This is a genomic window from Nonomuraea sp. NPDC049141 (genome assembly GCF_040648415.1).
Classification (GTDB): domain Bacteria; phylum Actinomycetota; class Actinomycetes; order Streptosporangiales; family Streptosporangiaceae; genus Nonomuraea.
Genome location: NZ_JBEZDR010000004.1, coordinates 202522 through 220016 on the forward strand (window position 1 = coordinate 202522; position 17495 = coordinate 220016).

The 17495-nt window shown below is 71.0% G+C and carries 14 protein-coding genes and 1 riboswitch; of the genes, 9 read left to right on the forward strand and 5 right to left on the reverse strand.

Going from position 1 to position 17495, the window contains the following annotated elements; all coding sequences use genetic code 11:
* The first annotated feature begins 38 nt into the window (after positions 1–38).
* The 8 genes from AB0B91_RS13210 (at position 39) to rpe (ending at position 10039) form a co-directional block, all read left to right on the forward strand.
* Entirely contained in the window at positions 39–2843 is a 2805-nt protein-coding gene (locus AB0B91_RS13210) for a primosomal protein N' (RefSeq protein WP_358318518.1), read from the forward strand.
* 49 nt (positions 2844–2892) lie between these two features.
* A complete protein-coding gene (locus AB0B91_RS13215; RefSeq protein WP_358318519.1) occupies positions 2893–4398 on the forward strand; it encodes a hypothetical protein in 1506 nt (501 codons plus the stop codon).
* Positions 4399–4435: 37 nt separating this feature from the next.
* A complete protein-coding gene (locus tag AB0B91_RS13220) occupies positions 4436–5773 on the forward strand; it encodes a hypothetical protein (RefSeq protein ID WP_358318520.1) in 1338 nt (445 codons plus the stop codon).
* A gap of 26 nt (positions 5774–5799) precedes the next feature.
* Positions 5800–6348, forward strand: a complete 549-nt coding sequence (gene def, locus AB0B91_RS13225; protein ID WP_219538371.1) for a peptide deformylase — start codon at positions 5800–5802, stop codon at positions 6346–6348.
* A 2-nt stretch (positions 6349–6350) separates the two neighbouring features.
* The gene (fmt, locus tag AB0B91_RS13230; RefSeq protein ID WP_358318521.1) at positions 6351–7280 is read left to right on the forward strand and encodes a methionyl-tRNA formyltransferase; all 930 of its coding nucleotides are present in this window, start codon (positions 6351–6353) and stop codon (positions 7278–7280) included.
* Positions 7281–7340: 60 nt separating this feature from the next.
* A complete protein-coding gene (locus AB0B91_RS13235; RefSeq protein WP_358318522.1) occupies positions 7341–7691 on the forward strand; it encodes a hypothetical protein in 351 nt (116 codons plus the stop codon).
* Complete coding sequence (locus AB0B91_RS13240; protein ID WP_358318523.1) at positions 7649–9184, forward strand: transcription antitermination factor NusB; 1536 nt, start codon at positions 7649–7651, stop codon at positions 9182–9184. Before AB0B91_RS13235 ends, AB0B91_RS13240 begins: the two co-directional genes overlap by 43 nt.
* A 186-nt stretch (positions 9185–9370) precedes the next feature.
* Positions 9371–10039: a ribulose-phosphate 3-epimerase gene (rpe, locus tag AB0B91_RS13245; protein WP_358318524.1), complete on the forward strand. Its 669-nt coding sequence runs from the start codon at positions 9371–9373 to the stop codon at positions 10037–10039.
* 204 nt (positions 10040–10243) lie between these two features.
* On the opposite strand, the gene AB0B91_RS13250 is transcribed toward rpe, so the two are convergent.
* The 5 genes from AB0B91_RS13250 to AB0B91_RS13270 are packed head-to-tail and all read right to left on the reverse strand — an operon-like array spanning position 10244 to position 16117.
* Entirely contained in the window at positions 10244–11275 is a 1032-nt protein-coding gene (locus AB0B91_RS13250; RefSeq protein ID WP_358318525.1) for a dipeptide ABC transporter ATP-binding protein, read from the reverse strand.
* The gene (locus AB0B91_RS13255; RefSeq protein ID WP_358318526.1) at positions 11272–12285 is read right to left on the reverse strand and encodes an ABC transporter ATP-binding protein; all 1014 of its coding nucleotides are present in this window, start codon (positions 12283–12285) and stop codon (positions 11272–11274) included. Before AB0B91_RS13255 ends, AB0B91_RS13250 begins: the two co-directional genes overlap by 4 nt.
* Positions 12285–13265, reverse strand: a complete 981-nt coding sequence (locus AB0B91_RS13260; protein WP_358318527.1) for an ABC transporter permease — start codon at positions 13263–13265, stop codon at positions 12285–12287. Before AB0B91_RS13260 ends, AB0B91_RS13255 begins: the two co-directional genes overlap by 1 nt.
* A 53-nt stretch (positions 13266–13318) precedes the next feature.
* Positions 13319–15106 (reverse strand): ABC transporter substrate-binding protein, encoded by a 1788-nt coding sequence (locus AB0B91_RS13265; protein WP_358318528.1) that lies wholly within the window; start codon positions 15104–15106, stop codon positions 13319–13321.
* 9 nt (positions 15107–15115) lie between these two features.
* Positions 15116–16117, reverse strand: a complete 1002-nt coding sequence (locus AB0B91_RS13270) for an ABC transporter permease (protein ID WP_358318529.1) — start codon at positions 16115–16117, stop codon at positions 15116–15118.
* A 269-nt stretch (positions 16118–16386) separates the two neighbouring features.
* On the opposite strand from AB0B91_RS13270, the gene AB0B91_RS13275 reads away from it, so the two are divergent.
* Complete coding sequence (locus tag AB0B91_RS13275; protein WP_358318530.1) at positions 16387–17196, forward strand: oxygenase MpaB family protein; 810 nt, start codon at positions 16387–16389, stop codon at positions 17194–17196.
* Between the two features lie 99 nt (positions 17197–17295).
* Positions 17296–17426: riboswitch (FMN riboswitch) on the forward strand.
* Positions 17427–17495 lie beyond the last annotated feature (69 nt).

Sequence of the window (17495 nt, forward strand, 5' to 3'; positions counted from 1 at the left end):
GGGCGTTGCCTACTGGCTGGGTCTGGTAGACGTAATGCGTGACCGACTCCGATGCCCTCCTGCCGCTCGACGCCGTGCGGAGGGTAGAGCCGTCGAAGCCCGGCAAGGGAGCGCCGGTCCCCGCTCCCTCGCGGCCGGTGGCCCGGGTGGCGGTCGACAACCCGCTGCCGCACCTCGACCGGCCGTTCGACTACCTGGTGCCGGCGTCGATGCACGAGACGGCCGAGCCGGGGGTGCGGGTGCGGGTGCGGTTCGCGAGCCAGTTGGTGGACGGGTTCGTGCTCGAACGGGTCGAGGAGAGCGACCACACGGGCAAGCTCACCGCCCTCGAACGGGTCGTGTCGGGTGAGCAGGTGCTGACCGGGGAGATCGCGGGTCTGGCCAGGGCGGTCGCCGACCGCTACGCGGGCACGCTCGCCGACGTCCTCCGCCTGGCCATCCCACCCCGCCACGCCAGAGCCGAAGCGACCACCCCTAAGCCCGCCGCCACGGCCGGCACACCCACGGCTTCGCCGGCCCAGCCCGCCGGCCCGGCTGCCCCAGCCAATGACATCTCCAGCGGTCCGGTTGCCGGCCCATCCAGCCGTCCCACGAGCGACACACCCGGAGGCACTCCGGCCGGAGCGGACAGCGGGCACGGCCCGGCTGCCGGCGGCGGGCCCCGGAGCGCGCCGGTCGAGGCCGGGAACAGGCCCCGGAGCGCGGCGGTCGAGGCCGGGGACGGGTCTGACCGCGCGTCCGCCGGGCCCTGGGACGACTACCCGATGGGGCCGTCGTTTCTCGACGCGCTCCGGAACGGCAGAGCGCCCAGGGCCGTCTGGTCGGCGCTGCCCGGCGCCAAGGGCTGGGCCGGGGCGGTGGCCGAGGCGGTGCGGGCGACGCTCGACGGTGGGCGGGGAGCGGTCGTCGTGGTGCCCGACGGCAAGGACGTGGCGCTGGCCGACGCCGAGCTCACCCGGGTGCTCGGCGACGGGATGCACGTGGCGCTCACCGCCGACCTGGGCCCGGCGGAACGCTACCGGCGTTGGCTGCGCGTCCTGAGAGGGCAGGTAAGGGCGGTCGTGGGGACCCGGGCCGCCATGTTCGCCCCCGTGGCCGCGCTCGGCCTGGTGGCCATCTGGGACGACGGGGACGACCTTCACGCCGAACGGCTGGCTCCCTACCCGCACGCCCGCGAGGTCCTCGCCCTGAGGGCCCACCGTACGGGCGCGGCCATGCTGATCGGTGGCTACACGCGTACCGCCGAGGCCACGCAGCTCATCGCCAGCCGCTGGGCCAGGCCGATCGTCGCCCCCCGCGCCACGATCAGGAGCCTCGCCCCCCGTGTACATCCCGCCGGAGAGGACGCCGAGCTCGCCAAGGACCAGGCCGCACGGCAGGCGAGGCTGCCCAGCCTGGCCTGGCGGGTGCTTCGCCAGGGGCTGGAGTCCGGTCCGGTGCTGGTCCAGGTGCCCCGGCGCGGCTACCTGCCCGCGCTGGCCTGCCAGAACTGCCGCGCCCCCGCCCGCTGCGCGCTCCCGCCCACCCGCCTCAGCGTCCCCACGGCTTCCGACGCCCAGGCGAACGAGTCGCACGCCGTACCGGGCCTCGCGGTGGCGACGACGGCCGGCCGCAGGTCGGCCGTCGGGACGAAAAACGGAGGCGCGAAAAACGGAGGAACGAGGCGCGGAGCGGCGAAGGACGCGGGCGGATCAGCCGCAGGGCCGGCTTCCGGCGGCGGATCCGCGGAAGGTCTATGGCTCGGCAGCGGGCTGGCCGACCTGCCGGGGTCCGGCGGCCGGGCGGGTGGCCTGCCAGGGGCCGGTGACCGTCCGAACGAAAGGCCGGGGTCCGGTGACCGCCCGGGCGGAAGATCGGGGTCCGGTGACCGCCCGGGCGGAAGATCGGGGCCCGGTGACCGGCTGGGCGGAGGGCCTGGGTCCGGTGACCGGCCGGTCGGAGGGCCGGGGTCCAGTGACCGATCGGCCGACCGGCCGGGATCACGTGACAGCTCGGTCGAAGGGCCGGGATCCAGTCGCGGACCGGCTGAGAGTCTCGGAGGCCCCACCTCCATCGGCGAGGGGTCGCGGAGCCCGTCCTGTCATGGCCCGCTCGCCCTCCGAGGCGGTCACACCGCCCCCTACTGCCGCTGGTGCGGCCGCGTGGACGCCGGTTGGCGGTGCCCGAACTGTGGTGGCCGCCGACTCCGTGCCGTCGTCGTGGGCGCCCGCCGTACCGCCGAGGAGCTGGGCAGGGCGTTCCCGTCGGTCCCGGTACGCACGTCCGGCCGCGACGGCGTCCTCGCCACCGTGCCCGCCACCCGCGCCCTGGTCGTCGCCACGCCCGGCGCCGAGCCGGTGGCCGAGGGCGGTTACGCGGCGGCCGTGCTCCTCGACGGGTGGGCGCTGCTCGGCCGGGCCGACCTGCGGGCCGCCGAGGAGGCGCTGCGCCGCTGGACGAACGCCGCCGCCCTGCTCCGGCCCGGCGCCGAGGTGGTGGTGCTCGGTGACGCCGGGCTGCCGGCCGTACAGGCGCTGGTGCGCTGGGACCCGATCACCCACGCCGAGCGCGAGCTGGCCGAACGCGCCGAGCTGGGCTTCCCGCCCGCGGTACGGATGGCGACGCTCACGGGTGCGGCCGCCGCCGTCCGGCAGATGCTCGACGAGACCCGCCTGCCGGACGGCGCGCAGGTGCTCGGCCCCGTGCCGGTGGACGAGGTGGGCCGGGAACGCGCCATGATCCGCGTTCCGCGCGGCGGCGGCGCCGCGCTGGCCGCCGCGCTCAAAGGGGCCAGTGGGGTACGTGCGGCGCGTAAGGCGCCTGATGTCGTCCGGGTGAGCGTTGACCCCCTCGACCTGATTTAGGCGGTTTCCCCGATTCGCTCATCTGTAAGCCAGCCGTTAGCGTGCCCCTGTGTCGATCGAATGGGTGAACCAGGCCATCGACGACCTCCGTGCCTGGGGGCGTGCGCGGGGTGTCGTGGTGGACGCGGACGAGGTCCGCTTGCTCTGCGACTACGCCAGCGACTATCTCAACGTCAACGAACTGGGCGACTTCACTCCCGCGACCTTCGACGAGCTGCTGCTGTCCATCTACCCCCGCAAGGTCATCGCGCCGCCCGAGAGCGCGCAGGAGACCGTCGCCGCCGCCCGTACCCTCGTCGACTACCTGCAGCAGTCCGGCGCGGTCGATGCGGAGACCGTGGCGGCCATGCGTGAGGAGCTGGCCGGCATCGAGCCGAAGATGCCGGAGGCGCTCGCCGACACGGCCAACTTCGGCATGGCCAAGAGCCTGTTCAGCTCCATCGGCCCCGAGTCGCTTGAGCAGTCGGTCGCCATCCCCTCGGGCGAGCTGCCCGACCTCGGAGAGGCGCCCTGCGACTGCCCGGGGTGCGCCCCGCTGCCCGCCGTACGGCTGGCCGAGCCCGGCACGCTCCTGGCCGAGCTGGCGAACGTGCCGCTCCTGGCCGGGGGAGACGCCGGACCGTACGAAGAGCTGCGAGAAGAGCTGTGGCGTGATGGTGGTGACGATCCGCTCCAGACCTGGGCCGAGATCGTCGCCCATGTCGTCGAACGCGACACGTGCGGCACGATCACCGGCGCGGCCGAGCTCGACGAGGAGCTCTACGACCTGTTCGACATGCTCTACCGGCTGCGGGCGCCCGCGCCCGTCACCATGATCGGCGACTACCTGGAGGAGGTCGCCGACGCGGGCGGCGCCGATCTGGGCGCGGTGCTCGACCGGCTGGCCTGGTGCGGGATGGTCGTGGTCGAGGGCGACAGCGCCGGGCTCTCCCCGCTGGCGGTGTGGGGGCTGCGCGAACACTACCTGGCGCTCGGCCTGGACGCCCCGCAGGCCGCCGACCTGGCCGAGGCCGACGCGACCGGGCTCATCGAGGGGCTGCTCGACGGCATGCCCACCGAGCTGGCCGAAGAGGACATCAGCCGCTGGCTGGCCGGGCGCACCCCGATCACGGCGGCGGCCGAACTGCTCGCCGCCGCGTCCGGCGCCCCGGCGGTGGCGCGCGGCATCGCGGTGACCATCGTCGACCGGCTCGGCGCCGAGGCGGAGCCCGAGGTACGCGCCTGCCTGGAGGACCAGGAGCTGCGCCCGCACGCCATCCACTGGCTGACCGCCAGGGGGCTGGCCGCCCCGCAGCTCAGCCAGGAGGAGCTGCTGTGGGTCAGCATCGACATGCTGGCCCTGGCGCTGCCCGCGGCCGAAGAGGACCCCGAGATCTTCGCCGAGAACATGTCCGCCTCCGGCCCGCCCGCCCACCTCATCGAAGAGATGTGGCGGGTGGACCACCCGGACGTCGTCGATGTGCTGGAGCTGCTCGGACGCTCGCTGCCCGACGGTACGGTGGCCAAGGCCGCGCGCAAGGCCGCCTTCAAAGCGCGCTCCAGAGCCATCCGTTGAGTACGTTCATGTGACTCGTGTGCAGTAAGTTTCGTAGGTGGCAAACAATGTCTTCGACCTCGCCGAGCTGCGGAAGCTGATCGATGAGCAGGCCGCCGTGGCCCCACGGCCACCTGAGGAGACCCCCGAGGTGGAGCAAGAGGCGCTGACCTTTCCGCCCGTCCTGCTGGCCGCCGATGCCGAGCTGGCCGAGATCGTTCCCACGGTGCCGCTCGTCGCCGACGCCATCCGGCTCATGAGCTGGACCGGCACCCGCGAGGTCACCCCGGAAGGGCTGCCGGCCGAGGCCGATGCCCGCGCCGCCGCCGCCGAGCTCGGCATCGACGCCGTCCGGCTGCGCCTCGTGTGGATCGTCGCCGTCAACACCGGGCTGCTCCAGATCTCCGGCGGCCGAGTCTCGCGCGGGCCGCTGCCGGCGCGGCTCACGACCGAGGCCACGCTGGAGTTCTGGGACGGCGTGGTCATGGACGTGCTCGACCGCGCCGACGACGGGCTGACCGGCTCGGCCGTCGTCGACGAGCACCTGGCCGAGATGCTGGCCACGGTCTACTCCGTACGTTCCGGTGTCGCGATCGCCAACCTCGCCAGAGGCATCCTGCAGTCGCACGAGGTCGCCTGCGAGCCGGGCGCCGTCGAGATGCGCAGGCTCGCCGCCTCGCTGCCCGCCGAGCTGCTCGACGCCCTGTCGCTGCTGGCCTACTGCGGCCTGGTCGAGCAGACCGCGGCCGGGCGCACCGCGCTCACCCCGCTCGGCGTCTGGGCCATCCGCAGGGACCTGCTGCGCGAGGGGCACGACGCGCCGACGACGGCCGAGGTGGAGGTGTTCGCCGACCTGTCCGCCGCCGAGCTCGTCGAGGCCCTCGTCAAGGGCTCCGCCACCCAGAGCGCCGTCGCCGGCTGGCTGGAGCGCCGTCCGCCCGCGCAGGCCGCGCACGACCTCATCGAGATCGCGGCGGAGGGCACGGCGGGGCAGCGCGGCGCCGTCGGCGCCATCCTGGAGGAGCTGGGGCCCGAGGCCGAGGCTCCCGTCCGCGAGGCGCTCGGCCTGCCGCTGATGCGCCGCTACGCCGCGTCCTGGCTGCACATCCGCGACCTGGACGCCCCCACGCTCAGCACCGACGACCACACCTGGATCGCGGTCGACTCGCTGGCCGCACTCATGCACCTGTCCGCCCCCGCCGCGGGCCGCCTGGACCCGCCCGAACCGGGCGAGGACCTCATCCGGCTCGTCACCGAGATGCCCGCCGTCGAGCACCCCGACACGATCGCGGTGCTCGACATGCTCGCCACCGCGCACGACGACAAGGCCGTCGTCAAGGCAGCCCGCAAAGCCGCGATGAAAGCCCGATCGCTGGCGCACACTAAACTGGGCTGACCCACTGACGAAACGGAGTGACCCCCTTGGCGATCCAGTCGATCCGCCTGTTCGGAGACCCGGTGCTGACCACCGCGGCGGCGCCGGTCGTCGACTTCGACAAGGAGCTCCGCAAGCTGGTCAAAGACCTCACCGACACGATGATGGACGCCCCCGGTGCCGGGCTGGCGGCCCCGCAGATCGGCGTCGGGCTGCGGGTGTTCACCTACTACGTCGACGAGCAGCTCGGCCACCTGATCAACCCCGATCTCGACCTCTCCGCCGACATCGACGAGGAGGGCGAGGAGGGCTGCCTGTCCTTCCCCGGCCTGTCGTTCCCGACGCCGCGGGCCATCCGCGCCGTCGCCAAGGGCTTCGACATGTACGGCGAGCCGGTCACGCTGGAGGGCACGGACCTGATGGCCCGCTGCTTCCAGCACGAGACCGACCACCTCGACGGCATCCTGTTCATCGACCGGATGGACCCCAAGCAGCGCAAGCTGGCGATGAAGGCCGTCCGCGAGGCGGAGTGGAGCGGCCTGTCCGTTCCCGCGGTCAAGTTCTCCCCGCACATCACCGGCGGGAGGGCACTCTGACGATGCGCCTGGTCTTCGCGGGCACGCCCGAGACGGCGCTGCCGTCACTGCGTACACTGATCGACTCGCCACGGCACGAGGTGGTCGCGGTCGTCACCCGGCCCGACGCCCAGTCGGGGCGCGGCCGCAAGGTGCACCCGTCGCCGGTCGCCGAGCTGGCCGAGGAGGCGGGCATCGAGGTGCTGCGCCCGGCCAAGGCCGGCGACCCCGAGTTTCTCGACCGGCTGCGCGGGCTGGAGCCCGACTGCTGCCCCGTGGTCGCCTACGGGGCGCTGCTGCCGCAGTCCGCGCTCGACGTGCCGCGGTTCGGCTGGATCAACCTCCATTTCTCGATCCTGCCCGCCTGGCGGGGCGCCGCGCCGGTCCAGCACGCGATCCTGCACGGGGACGAGATCACCGGCGCCTCGACGTTCCAGATCGTCAAGGCGCTCGACGCCGGCGACGTCTACGGCGTGGTCACCGAGGAGATCCGGTCCGACGACACCAGCGGCACCCTGCTCGAACGGCTGTCGTTCTCGGGCGCCGAGCTGCTGTCGGCCACGCTCGACGGGGTGGCCGACGGCAAGCTGGAGGCACGTCCCCAGCCCGCTGACGGGGTCAGCATCGCACCCAAGATCAACGTGACCGACGCCCGCGTCGACTGGTCCGCGCCCGCCATGCGCGTCGACCGCCTCATCCGCGCCTGCACGCCCAACCCGGGCGCCTGGAGCGAGTTCCGCGGCCACCGGCTGAAGCTCGGCCCGATCCGGGTCGTCCCCTCGGCCGAGCCGCTCGCCCCCGGCGCCTTCGCCGTCACCAAGAACACCGTGCTGGTCGGCACCGCGACCCATCCGGTCGAGCTGGGCGAGCTCCAGCCGCAGGGGAAGCGGCTGATGAGCGCGGGGGAGTGGGCGCGCGGTGTGCGTCCTGAGAGCGACGACAGGTTCGAGTGAGAAACGACATGGGACAGGGCCCGCGCCACCGCAACGAGGCAACGCCGACCGGGCAGGGCGGTGGCCGGGGCGGTCAGGGCAGTGCTCGGGGCGGCCAGGCCGGTCAGGGTAGTGCTCGGGCCGGTCATGGCGGCTCGGCCGGCCAGGGGAGCGCCCGGGGTGGTCAGGGCGGCGGCCCGGCCGGTCAAGGCGGTGCTCGGGGTGGTCAGGGCGGCTCGGCCGGTCATGGCGGTGGCCGGGGCGGTCAGGACGGTGGCCAGGCTGGTCGCGGCGGTCAGGGCGGAGGTCGTGGCGGTGGCCGGGGTCAGGCGCGTGGCCGGTCGCGGGGGCCGGCGCGTGATCAGGCGCGCAATGCCGCCTTCGACGTCATGCGAGCCGTCGACGAGCGCGACTCGTACGCCAACCTGCTGATGCCGCGCCTGCTGCGCGAGCGCGGCGTGAAGGGGCGCGACGCGGCGCTGGCGACCGAGCTGGCCTACGGGACGCTGCGCGGGCTCGGGACGTACGACGCGATCATCGAGATGTGCGTCGACCGGGCGCCCGATCCCGACGTGCGCGACGCCCTGCGGCTCGGCGCCCACCAGCTGCTCAAGATGCGCGTCCCGCCGCACGCCGCCGTCGGCACCACGGTCGATCTCGTACGGCTGCGTATCGGGGCGGGTGCCGCCAAGTTCGTCAACGCCGTGCTGCGCAAGATCGGCTCGCGGACCATCGAAGAGTGGATCCCGATCGTGGCGCCCGACGAGGCCCGCGACCCGGCCGGGCACCTCTCCGTCGCCTACAGCCATCCGCGGTGGATCGTGAGCGCGTTCCGCGACGCTCTGGGCGGCCGGGCCGGCGAGGTGGCCGACCTGCTCGCGGCCGACAACGAGCGGCCGCTGGTGACGCTGGTCGCCAGGCCCGGCCGCAGCTCGGTCGAGGAGCTGACGGAGAGCGGCGCCGACCCCGGCCGCTACTCGCCGTACGCCGCCTACCTGCCGGAAGGCGACCCTGGCAGGATCCCGGCGGTCGCCGAGACCCGCGCCGCCGTCCAGGACGAGGCCAGCCAGCTCGTGGCGCTCGCCCTGACCCGCGTGCCGATCGACGGCCGGGACGAGCTGTGGCTCGATATGTGCGCCGGACCGGGCGGCAAGGCAGGCCTCCTCGACGCCATCGCCACCTACGGCGACCTAGCGGCCTCCGGCGGCCACGACTTCGCCGATGCCGGCGACCGTGATGCCGCCGGCAACATCCCCGCTTCCGGCGATCGTGCGGGTTTCAGTGGGAGCGCGGGCTCGGGCGACGATGCCGAGTCCAGCGCATATGCGGGCTCCGATGGTGGTCCGGGCTCCGGGGGGCGGGTGGCCTTCGGGTCCGCCGGTTCCGGAGGGCAGGTCGGGCTTGGTGGACGGGCGGTGGCTTATCCGGGTGGGGCGCGGTTGGTGGCTGCTGATGTTCAGTATCACCGGGCGCGGCTGGTCTGGCAGACCACTCGGGACGCCGCCGTGGTCACCGCTGACGGGACCGAGCCTGCCTGGCGGCCGGGGGCGTTCGATCGGATCATGCTCGACGCGCCCTGCACCGGGCTGGGAGCGTTGCGCCGTCGCCCCGAAGCGCGGTGGCGTCGCGATCCCGCGGGCATCGCCGAGCTGGGCCGGCTGCAGCGGCGGCTGCTCGACGCAGCGCTCGACGCCGTACGGCCCGGTGGGGTCGTCGCGTACGTCACCTGCTCGCCGCACCTCGCCGAGACCCGGGTCGTCGTCGGTGACGTCGCCGGTCGGCGCGGTGACGTGGAGCAGCTCGACGCGCGCGACTACCTGCCGGAGATCGACGGGCTGGGCGACGGTCCGCACGCCCAGTTCTGGCCGCACCGTCACGGCACCGACGCGATGTTCCTCGCCCTTCTGCGCAAGCTTCCGGTCTGAGGTACCTCAAGCGGTCGTTGCCCTCTGGCGTGAGTGTCCGTTTTGAGGTACCTCAAGCGGTCCTCGCCTTCCGGCGTGAGTGTCCGTTCTGAGGCGCCTCAACCCGAGAAAGCTGTGGCGTTCGTCAGGCTTGGGATCGGGGCGCGGGCTACTCGGGTGGGCGCCGTTCAATAGACTCGGAGCATCATGGCCGTACAGATCTCTCCCAGCATCCTCGCCGCCGACTTCGCCAGGCTCGCTGACGAAGCCGCAGCCGTTCCCAACGCCGACTGGCTGCACGTGGATGTCATGGACAACCACTTCGTGCCCAACCTGACTCTCGGGCTGCCCGTGGTCGAGTCGTTGCGCAAGGCGACCTCGACACCGCTCGACTGCCACCTCATGATCGAGGATCCCGACCGCTGGGCACCGCCGTACGCCGAGGCGGGTGCGGGCAGCGTCACGATCCACGCGGAGGCGGCGAAGTCCCCGGTGCGGACGCTGCGCGAGATCCGTTCGCTGGGCGCGAGGGCGGGTCTCGCGCTCAACCCGGCGACGGCGATCGAGCCCTACGAGGGGCTGCTGGGTGAGATCGACATGCTGCTCCTGATGACGGTCGAGCCGGGGTTCGGGGGGCAGAAGTTCCTCGACATGGTGTTGCCCAAGATCCGTCGGGCGCGCGCCCTGATCGAGCGGCACGGTGGCCAGATCTGGCTCCAGGTGGACGGTGGCGTGGACGCGGGCACCATCGAACGCTGCGTGGTGGCGGGCGCGGACGTCTTCGTGGCGGGCAGTGCCGTCTATGGCGCCTCCGACCCGGCGGCAGCGGTCGAGGCCCTCCGGTTCCAGGCCGAACGGGCTGCCGGCGGGGCGTAACGGCGCCCGGCCACCATCCGGTCAGAGGCCGTCTTCCTGGAGGCCCTCAGCCACGGTCGGCGGGTGGCGGGTTCCCCATGCTTGCCGTACAAGAGAAATGCTGGTGAAAGACGTCCGGCCCGCAGCGGGAGTACGGCGGGCCGGTACGAGAAAAGACGTCCGGCCCGCAGTGGGAGTACGGCGGGCCGGTACGAAAATGAGAGATTACGCCAGCGCCGGATCCAGTACCACGTCTTCGCCCTGGGTGGTCGGGGCCTCGGGGAAGTGGCAGGCGGTCAGGTGGCCCTCGTGGTTGCCGGACAGTCGCGTCAGCGGCGGCTCCTCCACCGCGCACTTCTCCTGCGCCTTCCAGCACCTCGTACGGAAGCGGCACCCGGACGGCGGGTTGAGCGGCGACGGGACGTCCCCCGCCAGCCGGATGCGCTGCCGCGCGGGCCCCTCCACGTCCGCGTCCGGCACCGCCGACAGCAGCGCGTGCGTGTATGGATGGCGCGGTCGCTCGTACAGGGAGTCCCGGTCCGCGATCTCGACGATCTTCCCCAGGTACATGACCGCGACCCGCTGCGAGAAGTGCCTGACCACCGCCAGGTCGTGCGCGATGAACAGGAACGCGATCCCCATGTCCCGCTGCAACTGCTGCAGCAGGTTGATCACCTGAGCCTGGATCGAGACGTCCAGCGCGGACACCGGCTCGTCGGCGACGATCAGCCGCGGCTCCAGGGCCAGCGCGCGGGCGACGCCGATGCGCTGCCGCTGGCCGCCGGAGAACTCGTGCGGGAAGCGGTTGTAGTGCTCAGGGTTCAGGCCGACGATCTCCAGCAGTTCCCTGGCCCGGGCCTCCCGGCCGCCGGCCGGGTTGATGCCGTTGATGTCCATCGGGCCGCGGATGATCGAGCCGACGGTGTGCCGGGGGTTCAGCGACGAGTACGGGTCCTGGAAGACCATCTGGATCTCGGGCCTGATCGGCTTGAGCTCGCGGCGGCCCGCGTGGGTGATGTCGCGGCCGTCGTAGGTGATGCTGCCGCCGGTCGGCTCCAGCAGCCGGGCCGCCAGCCGGCCGGTCGTCGACTTGCCGCAGCCCGACTCGCCGACCAGGCCGAGCGTCTCGCCCGCGTGTACGGTCAGGTCGATGCCGTCCACCGCGTGCACCACGCCGACCTGGTGCTTGAGCAGGAAGCCGCCTCTGACGGGGAAGTGCTTGACCACCCCGGACAGCTCCAGCAGCTTCTCCGTCACTTCGTCTCCTCAACTGATGGGTCGCGCAGCTCCGCCTTCTGCTTGAGCGTCAGGTAGCAGGCGTCGCCGTGGCCGTGTTCCGGCGACAGCTCGGGCCGCTCGCCGGCGCACACCTCCTTGCCCAGCAGCTTCACGTAGTCGCAGCGCGGGTGGAACGGGCAGCCGGACGGCAGATTGATCAGGCTGGGCGGGGTGCCGCGCACCGGCGCCAGCGGCAGGTCCACCGGGCGCCGCAGGCTGGGCATGGAGCCCAGCAGCCCCCACGTGTACGGATGGCGCGGCTCACGCAGCACCTCCCGCGTCGTGCCCCGCTCCACGGCCCGTCCCGCGTACATGACCAGCACGTTGTGCGCGGTGTTCGCCACCACGCCCAGGTCGTGGGTGATCAGGACGATCGCCATGCCCGACTGCTCCTGCAGCTCGCTCAGCAGGTCGAGGATCTGCGCCTGTACGGTGACGTCGAGCGCGGTGGTCGGCTCGTCGGCGATGAGCAGGCCCGGGTCGCAGACCAGCGCCATGGCGATCATCGCGCGCTGGCGCATGCCCCCGGAGAACTGGTGCGGATAGTCGTCGACGCGGAGCTTGGGCTGTGGGATGCCGACCCGGTCCAGCATCTCGATCGCCCGGTCCCGCGCGGACGAGCGCGAGACGCCCTTGTGCTTGCGGTACACCTCGGCGATCTGCGCGCCGATCGTGTGGAACGGCGACAGCGACGTCAGCGGGTCCTGGAAGATCATCGCGATCCGGTCGCCGCGCAGCTTCTCCATCGTCGACCTGGACGCGCCGATCAGCTCTTGGCCGTCGAAGGTGATGCTGCCGGAGATCTTCGCGGTCTCCGGGTTGTGCAGGCCGAGCACGGCCAGGTTCGTCACCGACTTGCCCGAGCCCGACTCTCCCACGATGCCGAGCGTGCTCCCGCGCTCCACCTGGAACGAGAGCCGGTCCACCGCGTGGACCACGCCGTCCTCGGTGTGGAAGTCGACGGTGAGCTCGTTGACCTCAAGGAACATCAGCTCAGCCTCACGCGGGGATCGATGACGGCGTACAGGGCGTCGACGACGATGTTCATCACCACGATCGCACCCGCCGCGACCAGGACGGTGGCCATCAGGGTGGGCAGGTCGGAGTAGTCGACCGCGCGGACCGACAGGCGGCCGATCCCCTGCAGCCCGAAGGTGGTCTCGGTGATGATCGCGCCGCCGATGAGCTGGCCCAGGTCCACGCCGAAGATGGTGACGATCGGGGTCAGCGTGCCGCGCAGGGCGAAGCGCATCACCACGCTCCTGCCGGACATGCCCTTGGCCCGGGCGGTCCGGACGTAGTCCTCGCTGAGGTTCTCCACCATCGTGGAGCGGGTCATCCTGGTGTAGTTGGCGGTGAAGATGATCGCCAGCACGATCCAGGGCAGGAGCAGACCGCTGAACCAGCCGACCGGATCCTCGGTGATCGGGATGTACTTGGGCTGAGGGAAGACGTGCGCCTGGTAGACGAAGAAGTACATGGCCAGCGTGCCCACGAAGTAGATCTGCATCGAGGCGCCGACCAGCGACGAGATGCTGGCGATCTTGTCGAGCGGCTTGCCCTGGCGCAGCGCGGCGACGATGCCGGTGGCCACGCCGAACGTCAGGAAGATCACCGAGGCGCCGATCGTCAGCGCGATGGTGACGGGCAGCCGGTCGATGATGGTCTCGAAGACCGGGGCGCGGTTGACGAAGGAGTAGCCGAGGCAGGGCGCGGGGCAGTGGCCGAGGCCAGGGTAGTCCCGGCCGACGAAGATCCCCCCGAGCCACGACACGAACTGCACCACGACCGGCTGGTCCAGGCCCAGGTTGTGCTTGGCCTGCGCCAGGGTCTCCGGTGGGCAGACCTTGCCGCACGCGAGCCGCGCCGGATCGGCGGGGATCACGAAGAACAGGAAGAAGGTCACCCCCGAGATGATCACGAGGATGACCGCGGCGCCGATGATGCGACGGGTCAGGAATCGAAGCACGAGATCTCCAAAAGGGTGCTCCGGGCGCCGTGGCGGCGCCCGGAGCGGGGGTGCTACTGCTTCACGAAGATGGTGTTCGGCGAGACGATCCACTGCTGCGGATCGATCTCGGCGCCGCCCACCTTGGAGCCGTGCAGGAAGGTGCCGATCCGGTTCTCGGCCACGACCATCGGGGTGATCGTCTCCTGGATCTGCTTGTCGAGGTTCATCCACGCCGCGTTGGCCGCGTCGATGTCCGGGTTCTCCTCGATCTTCTTCATCTCGGCCTTGACCGTCGGGTCGTTGAGGTGGCTCATGTTCTGGCCGCCGTCGGAGACCGGGCCGAAGATGATCGGCATCACGGTGGAGCCGGACGGCCAGTCGGCGCCCCAGCCGCCCCAGTACAGGTCGAACTCGTTCTTCGTCTGGCTGATCGAGTCGTAGTACGTCTTACGGTCCAGCGACTTGGCCACGACCTTGATCCCGGCCTTCTCCAGGGCGTTCTTGATCACCAAGGTGACCGGCTCCTGGGTGGGCAGGTTGTTGTAGGCGTAGACGATGGTCGGGTGGGGGTTGCTCGACTCGGCCAGCAGCTGCTTGGCCTTCTCGATGTCGCCCTCGGGCTTGGCCAGCTTCCCGAACAGGTCGTACGGCTTGTAGCCGACCGTGGTGTTCTCGTTGAGGATCGTCGTCGGCAGCGCCACGGCCTGCGGGCCACCCAGCGCCTGCTGGATCTGCTTGGACGGCCAGGCGTAGTTGATCGCCTGGCGGATCTTCTGGTCCTTCACCCGGTCGAGGTTGAAGTAGTAGTAGTTGCCGTACGGCGACGGGCTGATCATGCGGCGGTCGGCCAGGCTGGCGTCGCCCAGCACCTGCTGCAGCCGCTCCGCCGGGGTGTTGGAGTAGAACGTGAACGCCGTCTGGTCGGGCCCCGAGTCGGCCACGAACCGGTCGGTCACCTGGGTGGCCTCCTGGCCGAACTCCATCTTCCACACGTCCGGGTACGCGCCGCGGATCGGGTCGGTGGCGGCGTCCCAGTTGGGGTTGCGGGCCAGCTCGAGCGACTTGTCGACGACGTGCGACTTGATGATGTACGGGCCGGAGGAGACGGGCTCCTTGTCGTACTTCTCCTTGGTGTCCTTGGCCTTGGGCACGATGTTGTAGCCGGCCATGGCGAAGGCGTAGTTGGCGTCGGCGTGCGGGGTCTTGAACTTGAAGACGATGGTCTTGTCGTCAGGGGTCTCGACGTTGTCGAGTTCCTTGCCGCCGTACGGGCCGGGGTAGTCCTTCTTGTAGTTCTCGGAGGTGAGCCATGTCTGAATGTAGTTCGGCCCGAACGTGACGAAGGGGGCGAACATCCGTTCGACGGACCACTTCACGTCGGCGGAGGTGATCGGGCTGCCGTCCTGCCACTTCACCCCGTCCTTCAGGGTGAACGTCCAGGTCTTGCCGGCGTCGGAGACCGTGCCCGCGTCCGTGGCCAGGTCGCCGACCAGCTTGTAGTCGCCCTTGGCGACCCGCTTGTAACCGGTCAGGCCGCGGTTGATGAGCAGGCCGAAGTTCGCGTCGGTGTTCACGTAGATCTGGGCCGGGTCGAAGTGGGCGAAGTCATCCCGGTCGATCATGGTGACGGTGCCGCCCTTGACCACGCCCTCCGGGGGGATGGCGGGGCCCTTGGAGTCCTCCGCGGTGCCCAGGGTGATCGTCGGGGGCTTGTACGCCTCCGCCGCCGGCGCCGACGAGGCGCCCGCGCTGGCGGGAGCGCTCGACGGGGCGCCCGCGTTTCCCGGCGCGCAGGCGCCGACCAACGCCAGCGAGGCCGACGCGAGAACCGCGAGAGCCGACCGTTTGCGGTGATTCATTTCTCTCCTCTAGCGCTTGATCTTGGGGTCGAAGGCGTCGCGGACCGAGTCACCGAGCAGGTTGAAGGCGATGACGAAGATCAGCAGTGCGACGCCCGGGAAGATGAGGTAGGTGATGTCGTTCTGGTAGACCTGTGTGGCGCGCAGGAACATCCGGCCCCAGTCGGGGACTCCCTCGCCCATCCCGACCCCCAGGAAGGACAGCGCCGCCTCGGCCGTGACCATGGCGGGCAGCAGCAGCGTCGACTGGATGAGGATCGGGGTCCAGAGGTTGGGCAGCAGCTCCTTGAACACGATCCTGGCGGGGGAGGCGCCGGTGACCTTGGCCGCCTCCACGAACTCCCGCTCGCGCATCGACAGCACCTGGCCACGCAGCAGCCTGGCCAGCCCGGCCCAGCCGAAGACGGTGAGCAGGATGGTCAGCGTGACCGCCCGCAGCCACACCGGGGTCTCCTCGTTGGACGGCACCAGGAACTGGTCCACCACCGGCGTGAACGCGATGATGAACAGGACCTGCGGGAACGACAGCATCAGGTCGATGACCCGGCCGACGAAGTAGTCGGTCTTGCCGCCGACGTACCCGGCGACGATGCCGACGACGACACCGATGGCGGCCGTGAGGATCGTCACCACCACCGCGATCAGCAGCGAGGTCCTGATGCCGTAGACGAGCTGCATGAACACGTCACGGCCCAGGTTGGGCTCGATGCCGAACCAGAACTCCGAGCTGATCCCGCCGTTGGGCGCCATCGCGTAGCCGAAGTCGTTGAGCAGTCCTGGCCGGTCCTGGCCGTACAGGGTGTACGGGTCCTTGCCGTACACCAAGGAGATGACGGGCGCGAGGATGGCGACCAGGAAGAAGAAGATCACGATCACGGCCGAGATGACCCCGGTGCGGTCCCGCCGGAAGCGCAGCCACATGAGCTGGCCGGGCGAGCGGCCTACGGCCTCCGGTGTTCGGGTCACGGACGTCGCGTCGATCTCTGGTGCGGTGGACGTCGGTGTGGTCATCTAACAGGGCCCCCAAGCAACATGCCAGAACTGGAAGTATCAGGCCATATGGCACATTTGCAGGCCAGATCACCCCGGGGCAATGGTTTCCAGAGGCTTCACTATTTCGTTGTGCAATGTCGACCCGGTCGTGCCATATATACCGTTGACCTGCGTATATATGGGATGTCATGATCTATGTAGGTAGAGGCTGCTTAATCACGGAATCAAGGCATAAACAAGATGCTGTCGTGACATGAACTCTGGCTCACCTGGGTAACTGTCCACTTATGGTGGACCACGGGCTCTTCGGGCCCCGCTCGGTGACCTGGCGGGTCATGGGCGAGCCGATCCTGCTGATAGGCGGGTTCCGCGCGCTGCTGATGCAGGGATTGCACCCCAGGGCGATGCGCGGCGTACTGCAGAACTCCTCACTGATGGATCCGAATGAGGCGTGGTCGCGTTTCGTGCGCACGACGGAATTCGTCCGCGTCCGCACGTACGGCACGCGCGAGGAGGTCGAGCGGGCCGGCCGCCGGGTCCGCAAGATCCACGCCACGCTGACCGCGTGTGATCCCGACACGGGCGAGCGGTTCCACCTCGACGACCCGGCCGCGCTGCGCTGGGTGCACGCGGGTGAGGTCGACTCCTACCTGTCGGTGGCCCGCCGGGGCGGCGTCAAGCTGACGGACGCCGAGGCGGACACGTTCGTGGCGGAATGGCGGCGGGCCGCCGAGGTCGTCGGCCTCGACCCGGCCTCCGTCCCCGGCACGGTGGGCGAGCTGCACGACTATATCGAGGGGGAGCGCCCCGGCCTGCGGTTCGTCCCCGAGGCGGCGCACCCGCTGCGCCTGTCGCTCAACGCGCCGCTCCCGCTGCTGCTCACCCCGCTCAAGCCGGTCGTGCCGGGGGTGACGCTGCTGGCGTTCGCGACGCTCCCGCGCTGGGCGAGGAGGCTGTACGGCCTGCCCGCCACACCGGTCGGCGACCTGTGGGCGACGGCCACGCTGAAGGCGCTGCACACCGGGCTGGGGCTGGTCCCGGCGCAGGTCCGCTACAGCCCGGCCGCCCGGCTGGCCCGCCGGCTCATGGCCGCCTGACCGCCCTGGGCGTATTGACCAAGCGAGCGCTTGGTTGTCATAGTGGGGGGCGGTCGCATCCGGTTTTTCCGGCATGGCAGACTGGTGTGAGAAGAGAGCTAGCGTGCTCCGGGGTCGGTGAAATTCCGAACCGGCGGTGATAGTCCGCGACCCGGCCGATGCCATCGGCCGGTTGACTCGGTGAAATTCCGGGACCGACGGTTAAAGTCCGGATGGGAGGAAGCGCGCGGGTGTCCGGTGTCGAGCCGGGCGCCGCAGTGGTGCGTACGCGCACCGCCATACCCCCCGGGGCCCGCCGT